This is a genomic window from Pedobacter sp. L105, assembly GCF_009765875.1.
Taxonomy (GTDB): domain Bacteria; phylum Bacteroidota; class Bacteroidia; order Sphingobacteriales; family Sphingobacteriaceae; genus Pedobacter.
In genome coordinates this window covers 1-23,231 of record NZ_LMUP01000013.1, presented here as the reverse complement: position 1 = coordinate 23,231, position 23,231 = coordinate 1, and the positions used below count along the sequence as shown (strand labels likewise).

22 protein-coding genes, 1 pseudogene and 1 riboswitch are annotated in these 23,231 nt (G+C 40.2%); of the genes and pseudogenes, 19 read left to right on the top strand and 4 right to left on the bottom strand.

All coding sequences use genetic code 11. From position 1 onward, the window contains the following. Positions 1-102: 102 nt before the first annotated feature. Entirely contained in the window at positions 103-255 is a 153-nt protein-coding gene (locus GSQ84_RS23055) for a hypothetical protein (RefSeq protein ID WP_158799742.1), read from the top strand. Positions 256-287: 32 nt separating this feature from the next. Here the strand turns inward: GSQ84_RS23055 and GSQ84_RS23050 are convergent, their stop codons facing one another. Then, the gene (locus tag GSQ84_RS23050; RefSeq protein WP_158799741.1) at positions 288-2,759 is read right to left on the bottom strand and encodes a transglycosylase domain-containing protein; all 2,472 of its coding nucleotides are present in this window, start codon (positions 2,757-2,759) and stop codon (positions 288-290) included. A 187-nt stretch (positions 2,760-2,946) separates the two neighbouring features. Between GSQ84_RS23050 and GSQ84_RS23045 the strand changes: the two genes are divergently transcribed. The 3 genes from GSQ84_RS23045 to GSQ84_RS23035 all read left to right on the top strand — a co-directional run bounded on the left by GSQ84_RS23045 (position 2,947) and on the right by GSQ84_RS23035 (position 7,254). After that, positions 2,947-3,825, top strand: a complete 879-nt coding sequence (locus GSQ84_RS23045; RefSeq protein ID WP_158799740.1) for a polyphosphate kinase 2 family protein — start codon at positions 2,947-2,949, stop codon at positions 3,823-3,825. A gap of 10 nt (positions 3,826-3,835) precedes the next feature. Continuing rightward, positions 3,836-4,027, top strand: a riboswitch (cobalamin riboswitch). Positions 4,028-4,121: 94 nt separating this feature from the next. Continuing rightward, complete coding sequence (locus tag GSQ84_RS23040; protein ID WP_158799739.1) at positions 4,122-6,146, top strand: TonB-dependent siderophore receptor; 2,025 nt, start codon at positions 4,122-4,124, stop codon at positions 6,144-6,146. Positions 6,147-6,156: 10 nt separating this feature from the next. Beyond that, positions 6,157-7,254, top strand: coding sequence for a YncE family protein (locus GSQ84_RS23035; RefSeq protein ID WP_158799738.1), 1,098 nt, complete (start codon positions 6,157-6,159; stop codon positions 7,252-7,254). A gap of 71 nt (positions 7,255-7,325) precedes the next feature. On the opposite strand, the gene GSQ84_RS23030 is transcribed toward GSQ84_RS23035, so the two are convergent. Next, the gene (locus tag GSQ84_RS23030; RefSeq protein WP_158799737.1) at positions 7,326-7,604 is read right to left on the bottom strand and encodes a hypothetical protein; all 279 of its coding nucleotides are present in this window, start codon (positions 7,602-7,604) and stop codon (positions 7,326-7,328) included. Positions 7,605-7,798: 194 nt separating this feature from the next. On the opposite strand from GSQ84_RS23030, the pseudogene GSQ84_RS23025 reads away from it, so the two are divergent. From GSQ84_RS23025 to GSQ84_RS23005, 5 genes and pseudogenes are all read left to right on the top strand, one after another. Beyond that, positions 7,799-8,185 (top strand): annotated as a pseudogene (locus GSQ84_RS23025) (nucleotidyltransferase substrate binding protein); the annotation flags it as partial. A 7-nt stretch (positions 8,186-8,192) separates the two neighbouring features. Further along, on the top strand, positions 8,193-8,525 hold the full coding sequence (locus tag GSQ84_RS23020; RefSeq protein ID WP_158799736.1) for a nucleotidyltransferase domain-containing protein: 333 nt from the start codon (positions 8,193-8,195) through the stop codon (positions 8,523-8,525). Positions 8,526-8,584: 59 nt separating this feature from the next. After that, positions 8,585-10,810, top strand: coding sequence for a cation-translocating P-type ATPase (locus GSQ84_RS23015; RefSeq protein WP_158799735.1), 2,226 nt, complete (start codon positions 8,585-8,587; stop codon positions 10,808-10,810). Positions 10,811-10,822: 12 nt separating this feature from the next. Beyond that, positions 10,823-11,035: a heavy-metal-associated domain-containing protein gene (locus tag GSQ84_RS23010; protein WP_158799734.1), complete on the top strand. Its 213-nt coding sequence runs from the start codon at positions 10,823-10,825 to the stop codon at positions 11,033-11,035. 1 nt (position 11,036) lies between these two features. After that, positions 11,037-11,603, top strand: coding sequence for an AraC family transcriptional regulator (locus GSQ84_RS23005; RefSeq protein ID WP_158799733.1), 567 nt, complete (start codon positions 11,037-11,039; stop codon positions 11,601-11,603). Between the two features lie 8 nt (positions 11,604-11,611). Here GSQ84_RS23005 and GSQ84_RS23000 read toward each other — a convergent pair whose 3' ends face one another. Next, positions 11,612-12,895: an acetyl-CoA hydrolase/transferase family protein gene (locus tag GSQ84_RS23000; RefSeq protein WP_158799732.1), complete on the bottom strand. Its 1,284-nt coding sequence runs from the start codon at positions 12,893-12,895 to the stop codon at positions 11,612-11,614. A gap of 324 nt (positions 12,896-13,219) precedes the next feature. Here GSQ84_RS23000 and GSQ84_RS22995 point away from each other — a divergent pair, with 324 nt between their 5' ends. The 10 genes from GSQ84_RS22995 (at position 13,220) to GSQ84_RS22950 (ending at position 22,622) form a co-directional block, all read left to right on the top strand. Next, on the top strand, positions 13,220-13,501 hold the full coding sequence (locus GSQ84_RS22995) for a DUF427 domain-containing protein (RefSeq protein WP_158799731.1): 282 nt from the start codon (positions 13,220-13,222) through the stop codon (positions 13,499-13,501). Continuing rightward, complete coding sequence (locus GSQ84_RS22990; protein WP_158799730.1) at positions 13,502-14,887, top strand: mercuric reductase; 1,386 nt, start codon at positions 13,502-13,504, stop codon at positions 14,885-14,887. Then, a complete protein-coding gene (locus GSQ84_RS22985; RefSeq protein WP_158799729.1) occupies positions 14,888-15,787 on the top strand; it encodes an ABC transporter ATP-binding protein in 900 nt (299 codons plus the stop codon). Between the two features lie 2 nt (positions 15,788-15,789). Further along, a complete protein-coding gene (locus GSQ84_RS22980; RefSeq protein ID WP_158799728.1) occupies positions 15,790-17,358 on the top strand; it encodes an ABC transporter permease/substrate-binding protein in 1,569 nt (522 codons plus the stop codon). Between the two features lies 1 nt (position 17,359). Further along, a complete protein-coding gene (egtB, locus tag GSQ84_RS22975; RefSeq protein ID WP_158799727.1) occupies positions 17,360-18,508 on the top strand; it encodes an ergothioneine biosynthesis protein EgtB in 1,149 nt (382 codons plus the stop codon). Positions 18,509-18,510: 2 nt separating this feature from the next. Further along, complete coding sequence (locus tag GSQ84_RS22970) at positions 18,511-19,449, top strand: L-histidine N(alpha)-methyltransferase (RefSeq protein ID WP_158799726.1); 939 nt, start codon at positions 18,511-18,513, stop codon at positions 19,447-19,449. 13 nt (positions 19,450-19,462) lie between these two features. Next, a complete protein-coding gene (locus tag GSQ84_RS22965) occupies positions 19,463-20,635 on the top strand; it encodes a lycopene cyclase family protein (RefSeq protein ID WP_158799725.1) in 1,173 nt (390 codons plus the stop codon). An 89-nt stretch (positions 20,636-20,724) separates the two neighbouring features. Beyond that, complete coding sequence (locus tag GSQ84_RS22960; RefSeq protein ID WP_158799724.1) at positions 20,725-21,024, top strand: helix-turn-helix transcriptional regulator; 300 nt, start codon at positions 20,725-20,727, stop codon at positions 21,022-21,024. Between the two features lie 12 nt (positions 21,025-21,036). Further along, positions 21,037-22,137, top strand: coding sequence for an NADH:flavin oxidoreductase (locus GSQ84_RS22955; RefSeq protein ID WP_158799723.1), 1,101 nt, complete (start codon positions 21,037-21,039; stop codon positions 22,135-22,137). Between the two features lie 128 nt (positions 22,138-22,265). Then, positions 22,266-22,622 carry a hypothetical protein gene (locus GSQ84_RS22950; RefSeq protein ID WP_158799722.1) on the top strand — a complete coding sequence of 119 codons (357 nt, stop codon included), beginning with the start codon at positions 22,266-22,268 and terminating at the stop codon, positions 22,620-22,622. Between the two features lie 78 nt (positions 22,623-22,700). On the opposite strand, the gene GSQ84_RS22945 is transcribed toward GSQ84_RS22950, so the two are convergent. Beyond that, the coding region (locus tag GSQ84_RS22945) for an OmpA family protein (RefSeq protein WP_158799721.1) at positions 22,701-23,231 on the bottom strand (531 nt) is incomplete at its 5' end.

Sequence of the window (23,231 nt, the reverse complement as noted above, 5' to 3'; positions counted from 1 at the left end):
AGTATTCCTGGTAAACTAAGCTAAAAATCAATAACTTATCGCTGTATCCAGGCAGTACTTTACATAATCTTTTAGCTTACATAAACTGATCAGGGGCTGGCGATGTTATCGGGTTTGTTCAGAAGTGCGAGGGCAATTGCGGTAAATGTTACGATCATACGGATATTCACGTTGATCAGGGAAGTGCTGCCTGACTATCCTGAATTAAACAGGGAGTTGCTGAAGTTCAGGAGTAACGTAACCTTTCATAAATAAAAATGGCCAGCAATTTTTTGCTGGCCACCTGATTATTTCGTTGTATTATTTTCTTCTTTTTTCTTTTCTTTTTCCCTGTCTTTTTCTTCCTGACGTTGTTTTCTGCGTAATTCCCTTTCTTCTTTCCTGGTTAAGGGAACAACAGGGGTAACGAGTTGTTTAGGTGCTGGTTCCGGTTCTTTTTTCTCCTCTGGCTTTACTTCATCCGTCTTATCCTTTGCAGGCTCAGCTGCTGGTGCTACAGGTGTATTTAAAGAGTCTACAGCCACGCTATCTGTTTTAGTGGTATCTTCTTTGTAAACAGGTGTAGGGCAATTGATGCTCCTTGTAATCGGAACTGTTGCCTTAGGAAATGGCCCGCGGGTGTAACCTGTACTTTTATCGGTATATACTTTGTCCATAAACTTGGCAAAGATAGGTAAGGCCGTATGTGAACCTTCACCGGTTTCACCATTTTTAAAGTGTGCCGTGCGTTCATCGCAACCCACCCATACACCCGTTACCAGGTCTTTCGTAATACCCATATACCAGGCATCTACATAATCTGAAGAAGTTCCTGTTTTACCACCGATCTGGTTGTGCTCCTTCCAAAGGTTAGGCCACTCCCAAAGGGCTTGTGAAGTTCCGCCTGGTTCTTCAACTCCTCCTCTGAACATGTATAACATTAACCATGCAATTTCTTCGGTAAGTACTTTTTTGGTCTTTGCCTCAAAACTTTCAATGATGCTGTTGTCCTGGTCAGTAATCTTCTCTACTAAAATAGGATCAGTTCTAACACCTTTGTTTAAAAAGGTTCCATAAGCTCTTACCATTTCATAAACAGAAACATCGTTAGAGCCCAAACTTACGGAAGGCACAGATTCCAGGTGACTGTCAATGCCGGATTCATGCGCCCATTTTACCACATTATCCCAACCCACTTTTTCAGTTACCTGAGCCGTTACCTGATTAATTGAACGGCCCATAGCAGTTCTTAAAGACATTTCCCTGTAGGTAGAATTCCAGTCGGCATTTTTTGGTTCCCAGTAAAGTGTTTTCCCGTTTTCTTCGTATTTGATTTTTACTGGTTTATCAATAAAAGTATCACAAGGGCTCATTCCGCTTTCAAAAGCAGCCAGGTAAGCAAATGGTTTAAATGTAGATCCTGCCTGACGTTTAGACTGGTTAACGTGGTCATACTTAAAGAATTTATGGTCTACACCGCCAACCCACACTTTGATCTTCCCATTAAAAGGATCCATGGTCATCATACCTGTATTCATGATTTTTCCATAATAACGAATGGAGTCCAGTGTAGAAAACAGGGTATCGCGGTCTCCATGATAGGAGAATACCTTCATTTTTTTCTTTCTGTTAAAATAGGCACTAATAGAATCAGGCTGACTTGCATATTTTTTCTGCAGCATTGCATAGATAGGCAGATTATGCATCGCACGTCCCGGGTAATCCACTTTATGTTTTTCCGAATCCTGCCACGGATCTTCTTTACCCCATACGCCGTAAAATCTTTTCTGAATAACTTTCATTTGGTCGGCCACAGCTTCTTCCGCATATTTTTGCAGTTTCGAATCAATGGTTGTATAGATCTTCAATCCATCTTCGTAAAGGTCGTATCCGTTTTTCGTCAGCCATTTTTCCAGGTATTTAGACACTGCAGCCCTCAGGTAAGAGTCTCCGTCACTGCCATCATCCACGCGGCCTTCTTTTAATTTCAATGGTGTACTTTTGTAGGCGGCCAATTCAGCATTGCTGATATAACCATACTTGTTCATCTGAGAAAGAGAAACGTTCCTTCTTTCCAAAGCGCGTTCAGGATAGCGTACCGGGTTATAGGTGGAAGTTCCTTTGAGCATTCCTACCAGCATGGCCGATTCTGGAGCGGTTAATGAATCTGTTTGTTTATCGAAATAGATCCTGGCAGCAGTTTTTATTCCATAGGTATTATTCCCGAATGAAACCGTATTCAGGTACATCGTAATGATATCATTTTTTGAATAATTGGATTCCAGTTTGATAGCCGTCATCCATTCCTTTAATTTCGAAACAATGGTACGGACAACAGGAATATGCTTAATAAAACCCTGAGATTTATTGTACCTGGTGCGATACATGTTTTTGGCCAGCTGCTGGGTAATTGTACTAGCTCCTCTTTTATCTCCTTTAGCCGTAGAAATACTGCTGGAGAGCAGGGAGCGGAAATCAATTCCTATGTGTTTGTAAAAACGTGCATCTTCTGTGGCAACGAGTGCATTGATCACACTTGGAGAGATCTGTTTAAAATCAACCGGAGTACGGTTTTCTTTAAAATATCTGCCAATCAGTTTTCCATCGGAAGTATATAGTTCAGAACCTACACTCAGCGTAGGGGTTTGAATATCATGATAAGAGGGAGAGTAGCCAAACAGCCAGAGAAAATTAAGCTGAAGTGCACAAAAGAAAATGATAACGCTGAAAATAAATATGAAGAAGTAGCGAATGTATTTATTGTGGATCTCTTTAAACATGTGTTATGGTCGATATTGGTAAAACAGTTTTCTAGTCTATATTGTTTAAACTGGGTCTGCAAATTAACGCAAATATTTCCCTAAAATTTTAGCCATTGTAAAATGCGCGGCCTTTTATGGTACAGGAGCTGTTAAATCTCCTGATTTGGATCAGATTTATTACATAGAAAGTTTTAAAACAAAATAAATGAGTAAAGATACGAACCGCTTTTTTGCGCCTTCAGGAAAGACGATAAAATTAAAGGATTACAGTACAAAATATACCGGAGACCTGGATAAAGAGACTGGAAAGGCTACCATGAGGTTAATTAAAGAAAAACTCAGTGATTATCAGGGCACACTTTATGCCGGCAACTCACGGTCGGTGCTGATTATTTTTCAAGCCATGGACGCCGGTGGTAAGGATAGTGCGATTTCACATGTGCTGTCTGGTCTGAACCCGCAGGGTTGCCAGGTATACAGCTTTAAAACACCAACCGCTAATGAATATGACCATGATTTTTTATGGCGGCATGAGCTGGCCATGCCGCAAAGAGGAAGGATAGGTATTCATAACAGGTCGCACTATGAAAATGTACTGGTTTGCAAAGTTCATCCGGAATATATATTGAATGAAAGAATCCCGGGATATGATGACGTGAAAAAGGTAGATAAGGATTTCTGGAAGAAGCGTTATGACAGTATCCGCAACTTTGAGAGGCACCTCACAGAAAATGGAACGGTGATCCTTAAATTCTTTCTGTATGTGTCTAAGGAAGAGCAAAAAAACAGGTTCCTGGATAGGATCAATGATCCTAAGAAAAACTGGAAATTCTCCTCTGCAGATATCAGCGAAAGGGAGTTATGGCCAAAATATATGACGGCTTATGAAGAGGCCATCTCAGAAACCTCAACTGACAGTGCCCCCTGGTATATTATACCGGCAGATAAAAAGTGGTTTGCAAGATTAACGATCAGTCAGATCATTGAACAAACCTTTATAGAGCTGAACTTGAAATCTCCTGAATTGCCGGAGGAGGAGATGGATAAGCTCGAATCGTATAAGAAAAAGTTATTGGCGGAGTAGCTAATTTTAATACCTTTGCATTGCTTTTGGTTCCTGATCATCTTGGTCAGGATTAAAAGGGAATACGGTGTAATTCCGTAACTGTCCCGCAGCTGTAAACTCTATAACGGAATTCAAATCCAGCCACTTGTTGTTTAAAGAACAGGGAAGGCAGAATCTCCGGGAGTAAGTCAGAAGACCTGCCACCAGCATTATAATTTCATAGCTTTCGGGGATTGAAGCTAGGGGTGAGTGCTTTATTATAATGTAATCATTTCCTTGATCTGCTGTTTGCTGTGGGTAACCCTCACAACAACATGAATGCAAAACACTGTGCCTTTAAAGGTGCCGGATTTTTCTGTTATATAACCTATATACTGCTGTGTACGGGGTTTTTTGTGCCAATTACCTTACGGGCTCAGTCTGACGCTGAAAAAGAACTGAAGGAGGTAGAGGTAAAAGGTCAAACCATCATCAGGCAAGGTCTTACGCCTTCCCAGAAAGTATCGCTTTCAGATTTTAAGCGTCTTTCTGCAGATAATGTAGCAGATGCCGTCCGGGATCTGTCGGGTGTGAATATTAAAGACTATGGCGGAATTGGCGGATTAAAAACCATTTCTGTAAGAAGCCTTGGAGCCAATCATACTGGTGTTTTTTATGACGGTATACAAATGAACGATGCCCAGAACGGGCAGGTAGACCTGGGTAAGTTATCATTGAATAACCTGCAGGAGATTGTTCTTTACAATGCACAGCCAGATGTTCTGCTGCTTCCTGCCAGGGCTTTCGCCAGTGCCAGTGTGCTGATGATCAACCCGCTGAAACCTACTGTAAGTTTAGAAAAGCCCATACAAATAACAGCAGGGATAAAAGCTGGTTCTTTTGGGTTATTTGAACCGATGTTGCAGTTGGATCAGCAGATCAGTAAGCGCTGGTCGTACAAAATCAATGCATTTAATACCTCTGCCAACGGAAGATATAAATATAAGGTTGAGGGCGATGGTTCTTCGGGAATGGCTACCAGAACAAATACAGATATCAATGCCCTGCAGACCGATGCCGCTGTATATTATACGGATAAAGATTCCAGTAATTTCGACTTCAGGGTGAACTATTACAAGTCGCAGAGAGGATTGCCCGGAGCGGTAGTGTTTTACAATGACTTTAGTGCGCAACGTTTATGGGATGAAGATCTTTTTATACAGTCGAAGTACGAAAAGAAATGGCTTAACAACCTCCAGTTGCTGTTAAGCACAAAATTATCTCAGTCATATACCCGTTATCTGGATCCTGACTATCTGAATATAGCTGGAGAACTGGATCAGCGGTATAAACAAAAAGAGTATTATCTTTCCGGAGCAGTTTCTTATCGTCCCTTGCAGGATCTTGAACTTTCTTATTCAGCTGATGGGGCTGTTGATCAGCTGTCTACGAATGAATATCAATATGCTTATCCTGTAAGGCTAACTGTTCTTCAGGTTATTGCGGCTAAATATACTTTTGGCAGTTCTAAGCTGGAGGCAAACCTGCTGAATACCAATATCCATGAATGGGTAAACAGGGGAGCAGCAGCACCTCCTAAATCTATCTATTCTCCAACGCTGATGTATGCTGTAACACCTTTCGGGAGCCCAGATATACAATTCCATGCTTTTTACAAGGATATTTTCAGAAATCCGACTTTTAACGACCTTTATTACAGCCGTATCGGATTTGTGAACCTGAAACCGGAATACACCAAACAATATGATCTGGGTTTTACTTTTTCCAGATCTTACAATGGGCCGTTCGCCTATCTGACACTGACTGCCGATGCTTATTATAATAACGTAACCAATAAAATTATCGCTGTTCCCAACAAAGATATTTTTAGCTGGACCATGACCAATTTGGGAAAGGTAGATATCAGGGGACTGGATTTGTCGGCCAAAACTAAGTACCAGTTTAATACTTCCTGGTCTGCATTGCTGTCTGCAAATTACACGTATCAGGATGCAGTGGATGTGACAGATCCTTCTTCTTCGGTGTATCTGAACCAGATTCCCTATACGCCTAAACATACTGCCGCATTTAATTTAGGCATAACGCATCAAAATATGGGTTTATATTTTAACCATATACTTTCATCGCACCGTTATTATTTAAGCCAGAACCTGCCAGAATATAATGTGCCTGGATTTGCAGTAAGTGATGCTTCCTTTAGCAGGCAGTTTAAATTTTCAGGATTGCCCGTTTCTTCTTCGTTTGAAGTCAACAATTTATTCAATACACAATATGCCTTTATCAGAAGCTTTCCAATGCCGGGAAGATCATTCAGGCTCTCTTTCAAAGTAACCATTTAAATTATTATATATGCAATCATTCAAACTCAAATCAATTCTGTTTAGTCTGGCGCTGGCAGCTGTTTTTAGTTCCTGCCGAAAAGACAAAACAATAGGTCCGGATAACCAGTCAATCGCAGCTGTGAGGAAAGGATTATATATTCTTAACCAGGGATCTTTTAACAGTAATAACAGCACTTTATCCTACTACGATTACGATACCAAGGCTCTTGTACCTGATCAATTTTTTACCGCCAACAATAGGGGGTTGGGAGACACTGGTAACGATGCCGAAGTTTATGGATCTAAATTATATATTGTTGTAGATGTATCCAATACGCTGGAAGTAGTGGATGCTAAAACTGCTAAAAGCATCAAACAAATTTCATTTGTAAATGGTACCACAGGCAGACAGCCCAGAAATATAGTTTTTAATCAGAATAAAGCCTATGTTTCTTCTTATGACGGTACAGTAGCGGTGATCGACACAGCTTCTTTGACCGTAGAGCAGTATATCACTGTTGGAAGAAATCCGGAAAAAATGGCTATCACCAATGGTAAATTATATGTTGCCAATTCCGGCGGATTGAGTTATCCTAATTATGACAAGACTGTTTCTGTGATTGACCTGACTACAAAAACTGTAACAAAGACGATTACAGTAACGGAGAATCCAAATGGGGTAGCTGCAGATAAATATGGAAATGTTTATATCCTATCGTTTGGCAATTATGCCGACGTAAGTCCGGCGATGACCATCATTGACAGCAAAACAGATGTGGTAACCAAAACCTTTGCAGATTTTAACGGGAATGTCATGTCTATCAATGGCGATTACCTTTATATAGCTGGTAATGCGTACGATGCTACAGGCAACGCGTCCTCGTATGTAAAACTATTCAATGTAAAAACAGTTTCGGTTGAGAAGGCTAATTTTATTACGGATGGAACGGTAATCACCACAGCTTATGGGATTAATGCTGATCCTTTTACGGGCGAAGTTTTTGTGACCGATGCTAAGAATTATTCAACAAACGGCGAGGTTTTTTGTTTTAGTTCTGCCGGTGTAAAGAAATATTCACTTACAACAGGTATAAATCCTGGTAACGTTACGTTCATCAATAAATAGTTCTTCTTATACCTTATTTAAAATCGTGTGTGTTTTGGGCCCCATTTACCTTTAAGGTAGAGGGGCTTTTTTTATCTGGCCGCATTTATTTCTTCTCCTATCAGGTTAACAGTACTTTCATCCAGTACAATATCGAGCCGGTCGGCCGTCAGATCATGTTTATACAGAGGTAAATCTCCAGCTTCTACATCTTCATCAGGTACTTTTTCCCAGGAGGCGTGATTGTCTTCAGGGCGAATGGCACCGAGTACGCCTCCGTAATAAATTACTTTATAATAGTTGTCTGTTGGCAGAATGGTGAGCGTGAGTTCGTTTTCTCCAAATCCAATTTTAACATTAAATACTTCCATGAGACATTAAACCGCAGAATAGTACAATTGTTTGCCAATATATAATTTGTTCCTTATTTAGGGACATATGACCATTTTAAGTTTTTAAACTTTAAAAAATAAATCTTAAAGAACTATATTAAACTTTTTAATTATATTTGTAGTACAAATTGTTGTATATGGAGAATGAATGAAGATGGGAACAAAGATTCTCAAATTATACCAGGGCATTTAACAGATTAGGAATTGCGGTTTCGTTAACTACTGAACGGAATTTATCCGATCTGGAGAAGCAAGGATTGATTCAGGGTTTTGAATTTACACATGAACTGGCATGGAAAGTAATGAAGGATTATTTTGCTGAACAGGGAAATTATGAAATCAGAGGGGCAAAGGATGCAGTTAGGTGTGCATTTAAAAATGAGCTAATTATAGATGGCGATGGCTGGATGAAGATGATCGGGAGCCGGAATTTAGGTTCTCATACTTATGATAATGAAATCGCTGATAAAATTTTAAATAGTGTAATCAGCAGTTATTACAATTTATTTCAGGAGTTTCAACTTAAAATGCAAAGTCTGGTAGTTCAGGATTTAAACTAATAATCAGATGAGATACGGATTAAAACAATCTACGATAGATTTGATCAATGGTGTTTTGGTTAATTATCCTGCAGTTGAAAAAGTCATATTGTATGGTTCAAGGGCTAAAGGAACTTACAGAAATGGTTCTGATATCGATTTAACGATTAAAGGCGGCAGGGTTAAAATAGAGGATTTGTTTCGGATAAAGAGTGAGTTCGATGATTTCCTCTTGCCATATGACATAGATCTTTCAGTTTATGATAAAATCAATCACGCAGGTTTGATCGACCATATTGATCATAGCGGTATGCTGTTTTATGAAAGATTAGCCTCTCATACAAATTCTGAAAAAATATAACAAAATCGTGTAAATCTTTAGCTTCTGCACAACCTATCTTTGTATCATAAAATAAAAAAATGTCAGATACAGTTCAGCTTCAAACAGTTTCCCTTCCGGTATTGGGTATGACCTGCGCAGGCTGTGCATCAAGTGTACAATCTATTTTGGGTGCACAGCAGGGTGTAGAAACCGCTGAAGTGAATTATGCAACGCAGCAGGTTAAAGTACAATATCAACCAGAAATCATTCAGCCTGAGCAATTTCAGGTAGCTCTTCAGGCAGTAGGGTATGATGTTATTTTAGATGCACTGAATGGAAAAGAGAAACAGGCAGAAGTTCATGAGAGTAACTACAGTGCCTTAAAGACCAATACTATCCTGGCCGGAATACTTACTTTACCTGTAGTGATTGCCAGTATGTTCCTGATGGATGTTCCTTATGTGAGCTTCTATATGCTCGTTTTAACAACACCTGTGCTGTTTGTATTTGGAAAGAACTTCTTTATCAATGCTTTTAAGCAGGCCAGGCATAGCCGGGCAAACATGGATAGCCTGGTGGCATTAAGTACTGGAATTTCCTATCTTTTTAGTGTTTTTAATACTTTTTATCCGAAATTCTGGGAGGACAAGGGTATTGATCCGCATGTATATTACGAAGCAGCAGCAGTGGTCATTGTGTTTATCATGCTGGGCAAACTGCTGGAAGAAAATGCGAAATCAAACACTTCTTCGGCGATTAAAAAATTAATAGGACTGCAGCCAAAAACTATGTTTCTGATCACGGAAAATGGTGAAGAAAAAATAGAGATTGCCGCTGTAAAAGCAGGAGACCTGCTGTTGGTTAGACCTGGAGATAAGATTCCCGTAGACGGGCTGGTATATGAGGGCAGTTCTTACGTGGATGAGAGCATGATCTCCGGTGAACCTGTGGCTATATTAAAAGAATCGGGAGCGCATGTTTTTGCGGGCACCATCAATCAGAAAGGTAGTTTTAAGTTCTATGCAGAGAAGGTAGGTGCGGCAACTTTACTGGCACAGATTATACAGCTGGTTCAGGATGCACAGGGTTCTAAAGCGCCTGTGCAGAAACTGGTAGACAAAATTGCCGGTATATTTGTTCCTGTAGTACTCTTTATTGCCATCTGTACCCTGGGAGCCTGGCTTTTATTCGGCGGAGAATATAAATTAAGCCAGGGATTGATGGCTATGGTTACGGTATTGGTGATTGCATGTCCCTGTGCATTGGGACTGGCCACGCCGACTGCAATTATGGTGGGTATAGGTAAGGGGGCAGAGAATGGGATTTTAATCAAAGATGCACAGGCATTGGAAACTGGCTATAAAGTTGATACTGTAGTGCTGGATAAAACCGGAACCCTAACACAGGGGAAACCTGTAGTTATAGGGATGCAGTGGGCAGATGAAAAACATTCCTTATTAGGAGGTGTGTTACTCGCCATGGAACAACAGTCAGAACATCCTTTAGCAGAGGCTATGGTGACTTACTTCAAAACTCAGGGAGCAGGCTCATCGGTGATCAGTTCATTTAAAAGTATAACTGGAATAGGTGTTGAAGCTGTTTTTGAAGGAGAGACTTACTTCGCAGGAAGTGATAAAATACTTTCATCCGGTCAGTTTTCTCTTCCTGCTAAGATAAAGGACTTGATTAATGATTATCAGCAGCAGGCGAAAACAGTTATCTATTTTACCAGTAGCAGCCAGGTATTAGCGGTGCTGGCGATTGCCGATCAGTTAAAAGAAGGATCAAAAGAAGCAGTTCTGCAAATGAAGCAACAAGGGATAACAGTTTATATGCTGACGGGGGACAATACATTTACAGCCGCAGCTATCGCCGCAGAGGCAGGTATAAGCCATTATAAAGCAGCTGTGCTTCCTTCGGAGAAAGCAGATTTTATCAAAGGGCTTCAGGATCAGGGAAAAATAGTAGCCATGATTGGTGACGGGATCAATGACAGCCAGGCGCTTGCTCAGGCAGATCTGTCGATCGCCATGGGCAAAGGTTCTGATATTGCTATGGATGTAGCCAGGTTAACGCTGATTTCTTCTGATCTAAGGCAGATTCCAAAAGCACTTAAACTTTCACAGGCAACTGTAAAAACAATACGGCAGAATCTATTTTGGGCATTTATTTATAACTTGATTGGCATACCTTTAGCAGCAGGAATATTATATCCGTTGAATGGCTTTCTGCTTAACCCTATGATTGCAGGAGCAGCGATGGCATTGAGTTCAGTATCAGTAGTAGGAAATAGCCTGAGACTAAAATTGTTAAGCCTTAAATAACATATCATCATCATGGAAACTTTAAAATTTAAAACGAATATTAAATGCAGTGGCTGCATCGCTACAGTAACACCTCATTTAGATGCCTTGTCAGGATTGAAAAAATGGGAAGTTGACACAACCATTCCTGAAAAAATACTAACGGTAACCGGTGATGATCATTCACTGACCAGCAGGGTAGTGGAGACTTTGAAAAAAGCTGGTTACGAAGCTGAACTGATCTGACATGCAGTTACATGTGAAAAATATGGTGTGCGACCGATGCATCCTGATGGTAAGGCAACAACTGGAAAACCTGGGCTTCACCGTGGATCAGATTACATTGGGAAAAGTCGCGGTTCATCCTGAGCCTGATCAGCCAGGGCTGCAGCAAATTTCTTCTGTTTTACAGATATCGGGTTTTGAACTGATCGATAAGGACAAAGATCAGGTCATTGAGCAGATCAAAACACAGGTTATAGAACAGGTTCATTATTCAGATCTGAGCACCTTAAGGCAAAGCCTTATGCATATCATTGCGGAGAAATTAAATAAGGATTATGTATATCTCAGCAGGTTATTCTCTGAGGCGGAAGGAATTACCATTGAAAAATATATCATTCAGCAGAAAATTGAAAAGGTAAAAGAGCTGCTGGAATATGGTGAACTGAATTTGAATGAAATAGCCTATCAGATGGGTTATAGCAGCAGCGCCCATCTGTCTACGCAATTTAAAGCGGTAACGGGCATGCCTCCAAGTAAATATAAGGCACAGCCCGCCGGCAATAGAAAGCCATTAGATCAGGTTAGTTAATAAAAAGTTCATAAGACTTTAAAACGTTCAAAATACGCCCGTTCCAATTCTTCACGATGATCGGGATGCGCAAGGCTGATTAGCGCTTTTGCCCTTTGTTTAAAACTTTGACCAAAGAGATTTACCTTTCCATATTCTGTGACTACCCAATGTATATGCCCGCGGGTAGTGACTACCCCGGCACCTTCTTTTAAAAAGGGAACGATACGGGATATTCCCTTGGAAGTTACTGATGGCAGTGCGATGATGGGTTTTCCTCCTGCAGAGAGAGAAGCCCCGTGAATAAAATCCATCTGGCCACCAATACCGGAATACTGATATGTTCCCATAGAATCCGCGCATACCTGTCCGGTTAAATCAAGTTCTATGGCAGAATTGATAGCCGTAACATTTGGATTCTGCCTGATGATACTGGTGTCGTTTGCATAAGATATATCCATCACCCTGATGCCAGGATTGTCGTTTACAAAATCATATAGTTTTTTTGTACCTATCATGAAAGAAGTAATAGACTTGCCACGGTTAATTTTTTTCAGACTGTTGTTAATTACACCACTTTGTATCAGCGGAATCACGCCATCGGATAGCATTTCTGTATGTAATCCCAGGTTTTTATGGTTACCCAGGTTTTTCAATACCTGATCTGGTATTCCTCCTATACCCAGTTGTAAAGTTGCCCCGTCTTCTACGAGCGAAGCAATATGCTGCCCAATCGTAACCATCGCACTGCTTACTTTTGCAGAGTAATCTACCTCGGGTAATGCAGCATCATGCCACACCAGGGTATTTAATTTATCAATATGAATAAAACCGTCACCATGTGTACGCGGCATCTGAGGATTTACCTGTGCAATTACATGTTTTGCCGTATCTACTGCAGCACGGGCAATGTCTACTGATGTGCCCAGAGAACAGAATCCATGTACATCAGGTGGTGAAACCTGCACAATGGCTACATCCAGCGGCAAAAATCCTTCTTTAAACAATTTAGGGATCTGACTCAAAAAAACGGGCACATAATCTCCGTTACCACTATTAATCACAGATCTTGTATTTGCAGAAACAAATAATGAATTAAAGAAAAAGCTATTTTTCCAGGAAGGATGGTTGAAATCTATGTCCCCAAGGGTAGTTATACTTACTAACTCTACATTTTTTAATTCTTCATGCCTTTGCTGCATGGCTTTAATCAGATGTACGGGTGTAGCAGCACTTCCATGAAGAAATACACGGTCGCCAGATTGAATATGTTTTACCGCTATCTCAGCGGTGGTGTATTTTGAGTTTTCCATGATATAATTAAATGATGCTGCAAATAATAAATTTAACGGTAAACAGTCAGTGATTATGGTCAGGAGTAAAAATGATGGATATCAGATTATTTTTAACGGTTTTTTCTTTACCTTTTAAGCTCTATACAATTTTTAATAATATTAAATGGATATCGACTTAATCAGGCAGCAAGGGAAAGGATATGCAGATAAAATTTTCTCCGATAATGAAGGATGACAGATCAGATAAATATATGATGATTAATACGGCTTAGGAACTTGAAAAAATTATCGCCATTTTAGATTATTAATTGTTGTTGAGGTAGAAATCAAAACCTAATATCTATGAAAGCAATTTATAATGGTCAGGTACTGGCAGAAAGCCAGGATACCGTAGTTGTTGAAAATAATCACTATTTTCCTGAAAGCGCTTTAAACAAAGCTTATTTTAAAGACTCTTCTAAACATAGTACCTGCCCCTGGAAAGGCGAAGCTTCTTACTATACCATAGAAGTAGATGGGAAAACTAACCCTGATGCGGCATGGTATTATCCTGAACCAAAAGATGCGGCTAAAGAGATTAAAGGCCGTGTTGCTTTCTGGAAGGGCGTAGAGGTAGTTCAATAGATGAAAGAATTTGATGCAATTGTAATAGGTGCAGGCCAGGCTGGTGTGCCCTTAGCTAAGAAGTTAGCATTGGCAGGATGGAAAACTGCACTGATAGAAAAAAGAGTAGTTGGCGGTACCTGTATCAATGATGGATGTACACCTACAAAGGCCATGGTAGCTTCGGCAAAAATGGCTTCTATGGCCGGGAACAACAGTCACGAACTGGGCGTAAACATTCCTTCCTATAAAATTGATTTCAAGGCTATTATGGCCCGGAAATCTGGTATTGTGAAACAGTTTCGTGAAGGGGCTATCTCTGGTATAGAAAAAACTAAAAACCTGACGCTGATCTATGGAGAGGCTAAATTTGAAAGCGATCATATCCTTTATATCAAAGGTAATGACGGCAGCTTTGAAAATTATACAGCTAAATATATTTTTATCAATACCGGGGCAAGCCCTGTAATCCCTGATATTGAAGGGGCTAAAGATATTCCCTACCTTACTTCTACTACTATTCTGGAACTGGATAAAGTCCCTGAGCACCTGCTGATTGTTGGGGGTGGGTATATAGGATTAGAATTTGGACAAATGTTTAGCCGTTTTGGTGCCAAAGTAACGCTGCTGGAACAGTCAGACCGATTATTGCCAAAAGAAGATGTAGACGTCTGTGAAGTAATCAGCGAGATCTTTAAGGAGGATGGTATTGACGTACTGACGAAAGTTAAGATCCTTAAATTTGAGAAATTAGCTGATGATCAGATCAAAGTAACATTGGAAAAGGACGGTAAAAAAACTACACATACCTGCAGTCACGTACTGTTCGGATCTGGCAGAAAGCCACAAACAGAGGCTTTAGGACTGGAAAATACAGGGATTGAATGTGATGATCGCGGACATATAAATGTAGATGAATTTTTGGAAACGAAGGTTAAAGGGGTTTATGCATTGGGAGATGTGAAAGGAGGTCCCGCCTTTACCCATATTTCTTACAATGATTATATAGTAGTGTCCAAAAATCTTCTGGAAGGCGGCCATATGAGTATAAAAGGACGTATGATTCCTTATTGTATGTTTACTGATCCGCAGTTGGGAAGGATAGGTATAACCGAAACGGAAGCCAAAGAACAGAAACTGGATTACCTCGTTGCAAAAATACCGATGAAATACGTTGCGCGCGCTATTGAAACCGGCCAGACAAGAGGATTTATGAAAGCCGTTGTAGACAAAAAAACCAAACTGATACTTGGGGCAACCATCATTGGAGAGCAGGGCGGAGAAACCATGACCATACTGCAGCTGGCAATGATGGGAAAGATTACTTATGAAGAGATCAGAATTACTATATTCGCTCATCCGCTATATGCTGAATCATTAAATAATTTATTTATGTCGCTCGCCTAAATGATTAAAGCAGAAAACCTGATTAAAAAATTTGGGACTTCAACAGCGGTTAATAATATCAGCTTTGAGGTAAAAGAAGGAGAAAATCTGATTCTGCTAGGTACTAGTGGTTGCGGTAAAACTACCACTTTAAGAATGATCAACAGGCTGATCGAGCCTGATTCCGGTACCGTATATATTAACGGTATAGCGGTCAACAAACAGCAGCCTGAAATGCTGCGCCGCGGGATTGGTTACGTACTGCAAAACCATGGCCTTTTTCCGCATTATACGGTAGCAGAAAATATTGCTATTGTACCACGTTTGCTGAAATGGAAAAGCGCTGACATTACTAAACGTGCTGATGAGCTTTTTGAAAAGTTAAACCTGAACCCGGCATTGAAAAATCAATATCCTGCAGATTTAAGCGGGGGCCAGCAGCAAAGGGTTGGCCTGGCAAGGTCGCTCATGGTTAATCCGCCGGTATTGCTGATGGATGAACCTTTTGGGGCTTTAGACAATTTAACCCGGATCAGTATCCGTAAAGAATTTCGCAGGCTGGATGAACTGGTTAAAAAAACAATTATCATGGTTACCCATGATGTCCAGGAAGCATTTGAAATGGGCGACCGGATATGCCTGATGGACAAAGGTGAAATTCAGCAGATCGGAACCCCCGAAGAATTGCTTTTTCAGCCCGCCAATAATTTTGTTGCAGGTTTTTTAAATGATCAGCGGATGCTGCTGGAATTAAAATCAGTATTCCTTATAGACGTATTGCCTGGGTATTCAGGAGAGAGTTCATTGACCGTATGGGATAGAATGGATAATCTGCTGCACCCCGGAAATAACACACCGGCAGCCGATCAACTGACTATAGATCAATTGATGAGTGCTTTTGCAGCCTACAAAAAAAGATAATCATGGAACAGACACAAAGTTTCTGGCAGTTTGTAGCACAGCAGCAGGATAAATTATGGAGCCAGACCTGGGCACATATTGGGCTCACAATGATTTCGCTGATTTTAGCAATACTCATTGCCGTACCTGTAGGTATTCTTATTACCAGGAAACAAAAATTGTCGGGAGTAGTACTTGGTTTTGCAGGGGTACTGCAAACTATTCCCAGTATCGCTTTGCTTGGTGTAATGATTCCTTTTTTAGGGATTGGACCTAAACCTGCCATCCTTGCACTCTTTCTGTATGCCTTGTTACCAGTAATCCGAAATACGTATACAGGCATCATGGAAGTAAATCCCGCGGTTATTGACGCTGCAAAGGGGATGGGTATGAACAAGTGGCAGGTGCTGACCAGGGTAGAACTTCCTTTAGCTTTCCCGGTGCTAATGGCTGGCATCAGGACAGCCACAGTAATCAATGTAGGCGTGGCAACCCTTGCAGCTTATATTGCTTCGGGTGGCCTGGGTGAATTTATCTTTGGCGGCATTGCATTAAATAACTCGAATATGATCCTGGCAGGAGCAATTCCGGCCGCCCTGCTGGCTATTATCCTTGATTTTTTATTATCGCTGGTACAAAAGATCAATCTTAAAAGTATCAGGGTAACCTATCTGATATTACCTTTTATCTTTATTTCTTTAAGTTCCTTTTACCTGTTGCCAACACAAATAGGAGGAAGGATGCTGGGAGGTTTTACGCCTGAGTTTATGGGCAGGGAAGACGGTTATCTGGGCTTGAAAAAAATATATCACCTCGGTATTGAAACAGTGGTGATCAGTGATGCAGTAATGTATAAGGCCGCATTTGATCATGAACTTGATGTAATCAGCGGCTATAGTACGGATGGAAGACTAAAAGCTTACGGATTGGTTATTTTAAAAGACGACAGACATATTTTTCCACCTTATTTTGCTGCTCCGATAGTAAGGCAGGATGTGCTGGACAATCACCAGGAACTGGAAGGGGTATTGAACCAGCTGTCAGGAGTGATCAATGATTCGACCATGACATCGTTAAATTATAAAGTGGATCAGCTAAAACAAAGTCCTGAAAAGGTTGCTATGGATTTTATGGTAGCCCATCAATTGTATAAACCGGCAAAAGGCGCTACTAAGGGAACGATACGAATAGGTTCAAAAATATTTGGAGAACAATATATTTTGGCTCAGATGTACAAAATACTGATCTTAGGAAATACAAATCTTGCAGTAGAAACAAAAACAGGGTTGGGTGGTACAAAAATATGTTTTGACGCACTAACAAATAATCAAATAGATTTTTATCCTGAATACACGGGAACAGGTTTTCTGGTACTGTTAAAACCAGACAAAAAAACAATTGAACAGTTAAACGGCAATACTGACGGCGTATATCAATATGTTAGCAATGAGTTTAATCGGCAGTATAAGATCAAGTGGTTGAGGCCAATAGGCTTTAATAATACCTATGCACTGATGATGCGTAAAGAACAGGCACAGAGTTTGCACATCGAATCGATAACAGACTTAACGAACCATCTAAATCAAAAATAATATGTCACTCTGGGAGAAATACTCCGCAGTTAGGGCGCATAGTGTTTCCATATGTTCCAAATTGCAAAAAGAAGACTACGTAGTACAACCGGTTGTTGATGTAAGTCCGCCGAAATGGCACTTAGGTCATACCACCTGGTTTTTTGAGACCTTTATTTTAATCCCACATGCTTTTGCTTATCAGCCTTTTAATGCTGAGTATAATTATGTTTTTAACAGTTATTATGAAAATATAGGTGCCAGGGTTATCCGTACGGACAGAGGTAATCTGAGTCGCCCTACAGTAGATGATGTATTTCAATACCGTGCTTACGTTGATGAGGCCATGGAAAAATTCCTGGCTTGTGAAATCAAAGCTGATGTTAGCGAATTGCTGATCCTGGGTTTAAATCACGAACAGCAGCACCAGGAATTGTTGTGGTACGATATTAAATATATCCTTGGCCACAATCCCCTTTTTCCTGCCTATGGGTTAGAAAATGTAGAAAATGAACTGACCAATACAGCAGATGGCTGGATTCATTTTAAGGAAGGCGTTTATGAAGTAGGTTACCAGGGAGATCAGTTCCATTTTGATAATGAATTGAACAGGCATAAGGTATATATTCAAAACTTTAGTCTTTCTACCCGACTGGTTAGTAATGGCGAATACCTGGAATTTATTACAGACGGAGGGTATGAAGATTTTAACCTGTGGCATGCTGAAGCATGGGATTGGTTAAAAGTAAATTCGATTACCGCTCCCCTATATTGGTATACCATTGATGGAGAATGGAAACGTTATAGTCTTTCCGGTATGGAATTACTAAATATGGAGGCACCTGTTTCACACATCAGCTATTATGAAGCTGCTGCATTTGCCCAATGGAAGGGGATGCGTTTGCCTACTGAATTTGAATGGGAAGTTGCTTCATCACAATTGAAATGGGGTAAACTATGGGAATGGACGGAGAGTGCTTATCTTCCTTACCCGGGTTTCTCTAAAGCGGCGGGTGCTTTGGGAGAATACAATGGTAAATTTATGGTTAACCAGAAAGTGTTGCGTGGCGCGTCTGTTGCTACTCCCGCAAATCACAGCAGAAATACTTACCGGAATTTTTTTCACCCTAATCTACGCTGGATGTTTAGCGGAATAAGGCTCTCAAAATAGATATGAATCAATTTTTAAAAGAGGTTTTGAATGACTTAAGTCATAGCCCAAAAACCTTAAACTCAAAATATTTTTACGACGGAAAAGGCGATAAGCTTTTTCAGGAAATAATGGATTGCCCGGAGTATTATCCTACGAATTGTGAAATGGAAATTTTCACGGAACGTACAAGAGACCTGGCTATTACATTAAAGAATGGTTTTAATACATTCGACCTGGTAGAAATGGGTGCAGGTGATGCCACAAAATCAAGTTACCTGCTTAAGGAACTGATGGAGATGAAAGCCGATTTTACCTACATGCCTATTGATATCTCTTCAACTATGGTTAAACACCTGGAGGATACTTTACCTTTAAAAATTGAAGGCCTTAAAGTAGAAGGTTTGAATGGTGAATATTTTGATATGCTCGAAAAGGCCAATCAGATCTCCTCTCGTAAAAAAGTGGTATTGATGCTGGGTGGAAATATAGGAAACGAAACTCCTGAAAATGCGCTGGAGTTTTGCCGTAAAATCCGTTCGTATTTGCAGGAAGGCGATCTGGTGTTGATAGGATTTGATTTGAAAAAGAATCCCCGCACTATTCTGGCGGCCTATAATGACGCGGCTGGATTTACCAGGGATTTTAACCTGAACCTGCTCAACAGGATTAATAATGAGCTGGGTGGTAATTTCGATATGGAACAATTTGAACATTATCCTACTTATGATCCTGCTACCGGAGCCTGTAAAAGTTACCTGGTGAGCACAACAGACCAAAAGGTACAGATTTCCGGAGAGGCCTTCGAATTTAAGGAGAATGAGTTTATCTATATGGAAATCTCCCAGAAATATAGCGTTGAGGAAACAGAAGAAATGGCCAGGTCAACAGGATTTAAAGCGGTGAAGCACTTCTTTGACCATAAAAATTGGTTTGTAGATACCGTATGGCAATGCGTTTAATAACAAGCTAAAGATGCCGGCGGTTAAATGCGATATTGTTATATGCGGAGGAGGATTAGCCGGACTGAGTTTATTGTATCGCGCAATGAAAGCCGGGATATGGACTAATGAGCAGATCATTGTTGTCGATCGGTCAGATAAACAGGAAAATGATAAAACATGGTCTTTCTGGAAAACTGAAGATTCAGTATTTGAGGAGATTATTCATCGCCGCTGGAAAAACTTAGTTTTCTTTTCCCACGAAGGACAAAAAATTCCTTTAAAAAATAACGGTTATACTTATAACAGTATCAGGAGCATAGATTTTTATAATTATGTTCTTTCCTATTTGAAAACCTTCGCCAATATCTCTTTTGTACAGGAGGAGATATTAACTATAACTTCATCCGGAAAAGGTTGTGAGCTGGTTACTTCGTTACATACTTATCATTCAACCTACCTGTTTAATTCCATTTTTAAAAAGCCGGAACTGCCAAAAGGAGAGCAATATTTTTTACAGCATTTTAAAGGATTGAGGATTAGAACAAAGTCTGCCATACCACCTTTATCTGATGCTTATCTGATGGATTTCAGAACAAAGCAGGATAATGGCACTACCTTCTTTTATACCTTACCCATGGCCATCAATGAGGTTTTTATAGAATACACACTATTTTCAAAATTTGTATTACCAGCAGAAATTTATGATCAGCAGCTCAGGATCTATTTAACAGCGGTGCTGAAAATTGAGGATTACGAAATACTGGAAGAGGAGTTTGGTGTTATTCCAATGACCGATCACCTTTTCAAAAGGTTTGAAGGAAACATCATTCATATCGGTACTGCAGGTGGAGACACCCGGGGAAGCACGGGTTATACCTTTACCAATGTTCAGAAAACTATTGGTAAAATCATTGCCAGTTTTCAGTCTGATCAGCATCCCTTCTTTACTGCTGAAAATATCGGGCTAAAAGCGCAATTGTATGACGCTACTTTGCTTCATGTGCTGGCCAAAGAGAAGTATCCCGGGCATCAGTTATTTAGCGATTTATTTAGTAAAACTCCGGCATACCGCATTTTTGCTTTCCTTGATGCCGAAACTTCGGTTATTGAGGATCTTCATATCATGAAAAGCCTGCGGGTTTTACCCTTTTTACAATCTTTTGCAATCGCCCTATATAATCGCTTCGGCTCTTCAAAAGGTTAAATCATACTTAAAAATCCTTATTATTTCAGAGAAATGTCAATTTTCACCGGATACAGGTATATCGGGAAATTCCGATGTAGATTTGTACTATGGATCAGGTAGAAGTATTTAAAGCATTATCAAATAAAACCCGGCTACTCATTTTACAATGGCTAAAAGATCCTGAATTGCATTTTCCGGATCAGGGAAGATGTGTGTTGGAGGTAGGGGTTTGTGTGGGGGAAATCCAGCGTAAAGTAAACCTTACGCAATCTACAGTTTCAGAATACTTGTCGCTTTTACAAAGAACAGGATTGATAGAATCAACCAGGATTGGTCAGTGGACTTATTACAAAAGAAACGAAGAAGCCTTTCGTGAATTAAAAAATCTTATAGATAAAGAATTATAAAATAAATACCATATGAATACAGATAGTTTATTTCAGCCATTTAAGCTGAAAACATTAAATATGAAGAACCGGTTGGTAATGGCACCAATGACACGTGCATTTTCTCCAAACGGTATCCCTACAGCAGACGTTGCTACTTACTATGAAAAAAGGGCAGCAGGCGATGTTGGGTTGATTCTTTCAGAAGGAACAGTGATTGATCGCCCTGCTTCAGGAAATGATGCTAATGTACCGCATTTTTATGGTGAAAAAGCTTTAGCAGGATGGGCTGGTGTAATTGATAGTGTGCATGGTGCAGGCGGCCAGATGGGACCACAGATCTGGCACATGGGGATAATGCAGGACCATCATTCCGGATGGTTACCTCCAACACCTTTTGAAGGACCATCAGGATTTGTAACCCCGGGTGTAGCCAAAGGACAGGCCATGACCGAAAGTGATATCGCTGATACGATTGCAGCTTATGGCCGTGCCGCAGCTGATGCTAAAAGACTGGGCTTTGACTGTGTTGAGATACATGGTGCACATGGTTATCTGATCGATCAGTTTTTCTGGGCTGAGTTGAATCACCGGACCGATCAGTATGGTGGTAAAACTATTGCTGAGCGTAATCGTTTTGGTGTTGAGGTCATCAAAGAAGTGCGCAGGCAGGTAGGGGAGGATTTTGCAGTGATCATTCGTCTTTCACAATTCAAGCAAACAGATTATAATTTCAAACTGGCTACTAATCCAATTGAAATGGAGGCCTGGTTAAATCCATTGGTTGATGCTGGTGCAGATATTTTACATTGTTCACAACGTCGTTTCTGGGATGCGGAATTTGAAGGTTCTGATTTGAATTTTGCGGGATGGGCTAAAAAACTTACTGGAGCAGCAACCATCACAGTTGGATCAGTTGGTTTAACTGGTGAGTTTATGGCGGCTTTTAAAGGTGAGGCTTCTCAGCCAGCTTCACTGGATGAATTGTTAAGAAGATTAGACAGAGGCGATTTCGACCTGGTTGGTGTAGGAAGACCTTTGTTAGCAGATCCTAATTGGGTACAAAAAATTCAGGAAGGTCGTACTGATGAGCTGAAAGGTTTTACTAAAGAAGCCCTGATGACATTGGTTTAGAATAATTGAGCATATCATAAAAACCGGGTAATTTCATCATTATCCGGTTTTTTTGTAAAATCCTGATTTTGTAAAAGCCTTAAAGAATCGATATTTTTATACAAAACAATTAAACTGATTATTTAGCCATGCAATCCTCCTATCAAATAAAATTATCAGAAGAACTTAAACATTCAATTACAGAAAAATCTGATGCATTACCTGATCTGCTTACAGATCTTATTGATGCACATGGAGATCAATTGGGTTATATGCTGCAATCCTATTACTCAAGAGAAAAGGTAAGTAAAGTACTGGTTATTCCCGGAAGTATCGAAGTTACGCCTTTGGGGCTCATTACCTTGAAATTAGGGTATGTAATCGAAGAATTTAATGCCTGCAGTGCAATAGATTCAGAAAAGAGAGAAAAGATGGGAATTACTGTAACTGCTGATCAGGAAAAGGGATTTCTTAAACTGCTTGCTGAAAACTGGCCGGAGCTATAGCAGTAAAACATGTATTAAATACATAAAAAAAGGGTCTGCCAAACGGCAGACCCTTTTTTTATGCGAAGATGAGTTCTACTAATATAAAGTAAATTCAACTCTTCTGTTTTTCTGACGACCAGCTGCAGTTTTGTTTGTTGCAATAGGTTGGTTTGGACCATATCCTGTTGCTTCAATACGTGATGCATTAGCTCCCTGAGAAACTAAATAAGCTTTGATGGCTTCTGCCCTGTCTTTAGATAAACGTAAGTTTAAAGCCATTGAACCTGTGTTATCAGTATGGCCAGCTAATTTCAGGCTAAAGTTTTTAGCGACTAACAGTGCTGCAACTTTATTCAAAGTTGGGAATGAATGGTCACGGATAGTTGCTTTACCTAAATCAAACTCTAAATCCCTGATCGCATCAGCAACAACTCTTTTATCTTCTGCTGTAACATAGATTTTTTCAGTTACTTTAGTCACTGGTGCAGTTACTACTAATGGACAACCTGAACCATCAACTACTGTATTTGCAGGAGTTCCGGCACATTTGTCAAACTTGTTGGCAACACCGTCCATATCATCATCACCCATATCTTTAGCATATTGTTCCTGATCTCTCATTCTGTT

What these genes read in the sequence shown, in the direction of transcription:
- GSQ84_RS23055 (WP_158799742.1), top strand. Translation starts at nt 103, where the DNA reads ATGTTATCGGGTTTGTTCAGAAGTGCGAGGGCAATTGCGGTAAATGTT.
- GSQ84_RS23050 (WP_158799741.1), bottom strand. Translation starts at nt 2,759, where the DNA reads ATGTTTAAAGAGATCCACAATAAATACATTCGCTACTTCTTCATATTT.
- GSQ84_RS23045 (WP_158799740.1), top strand. Translation starts at nt 2,947, where the DNA reads ATGAGTAAAGATACGAACCGCTTTTTTGCGCCTTCAGGAAAGACGATA.
- GSQ84_RS23040 (WP_158799739.1), top strand. Translation starts at nt 4,122, where the DNA reads ATGAATGCAAAACACTGTGCCTTTAAAGGTGCCGGATTTTTCTGTTAT.
- GSQ84_RS23035 (WP_158799738.1), top strand. Translation starts at nt 6,157, where the DNA reads ATGCAATCATTCAAACTCAAATCAATTCTGTTTAGTCTGGCGCTGGCA.
- GSQ84_RS23030 (WP_158799737.1), bottom strand. Translation starts at nt 7,604, where the DNA reads ATGGAAGTATTTAATGTTAAAATTGGATTTGGAGAAAACGAACTCACG.
- GSQ84_RS23020 (WP_158799736.1), top strand. Translation starts at nt 8,193, where the DNA reads ATGAGATACGGATTAAAACAATCTACGATAGATTTGATCAATGGTGTT.
- GSQ84_RS23015 (WP_158799735.1), top strand. Translation starts at nt 8,585, where the DNA reads ATGTCAGATACAGTTCAGCTTCAAACAGTTTCCCTTCCGGTATTGGGT.
- GSQ84_RS23010 (WP_158799734.1), top strand. Translation starts at nt 10,823, where the DNA reads ATGGAAACTTTAAAATTTAAAACGAATATTAAATGCAGTGGCTGCATC.
- GSQ84_RS23005 (WP_158799733.1), top strand. Translation starts at nt 11,037, where the DNA reads ATGCAGTTACATGTGAAAAATATGGTGTGCGACCGATGCATCCTGATG.
- GSQ84_RS23000 (WP_158799732.1), bottom strand. Translation starts at nt 12,895, where the DNA reads ATGGAAAACTCAAAATACACCACCGCTGAGATAGCGGTAAAACATATT.
- GSQ84_RS22995 (WP_158799731.1), top strand. Translation starts at nt 13,220, where the DNA reads ATGAAAGCAATTTATAATGGTCAGGTACTGGCAGAAAGCCAGGATACC.
- GSQ84_RS22990 (WP_158799730.1), top strand. Translation starts at nt 13,502, where the DNA reads ATGAAAGAATTTGATGCAATTGTAATAGGTGCAGGCCAGGCTGGTGTG.
- GSQ84_RS22985 (WP_158799729.1), top strand. Translation starts at nt 14,888, where the DNA reads ATGATTAAAGCAGAAAACCTGATTAAAAAATTTGGGACTTCAACAGCG.
- GSQ84_RS22980 (WP_158799728.1), top strand. Translation starts at nt 15,790, where the DNA reads ATGGAACAGACACAAAGTTTCTGGCAGTTTGTAGCACAGCAGCAGGAT.
- egtB (WP_158799727.1), top strand. Translation starts at nt 17,360, where the DNA reads ATGTCACTCTGGGAGAAATACTCCGCAGTTAGGGCGCATAGTGTTTCC.
- GSQ84_RS22970 (WP_158799726.1), top strand. Translation starts at nt 18,511, where the DNA reads ATGAATCAATTTTTAAAAGAGGTTTTGAATGACTTAAGTCATAGCCCA.
- GSQ84_RS22965 (WP_158799725.1), top strand. Translation starts at nt 19,463, where the DNA reads ATGCCGGCGGTTAAATGCGATATTGTTATATGCGGAGGAGGATTAGCC.
- GSQ84_RS22960 (WP_158799724.1), top strand. Translation starts at nt 20,725, where the DNA reads ATGGATCAGGTAGAAGTATTTAAAGCATTATCAAATAAAACCCGGCTA.
- GSQ84_RS22955 (WP_158799723.1), top strand. Translation starts at nt 21,037, where the DNA reads ATGAATACAGATAGTTTATTTCAGCCATTTAAGCTGAAAACATTAAAT.
- GSQ84_RS22950 (WP_158799722.1), top strand. Translation starts at nt 22,266, where the DNA reads ATGCAATCCTCCTATCAAATAAAATTATCAGAAGAACTTAAACATTCA.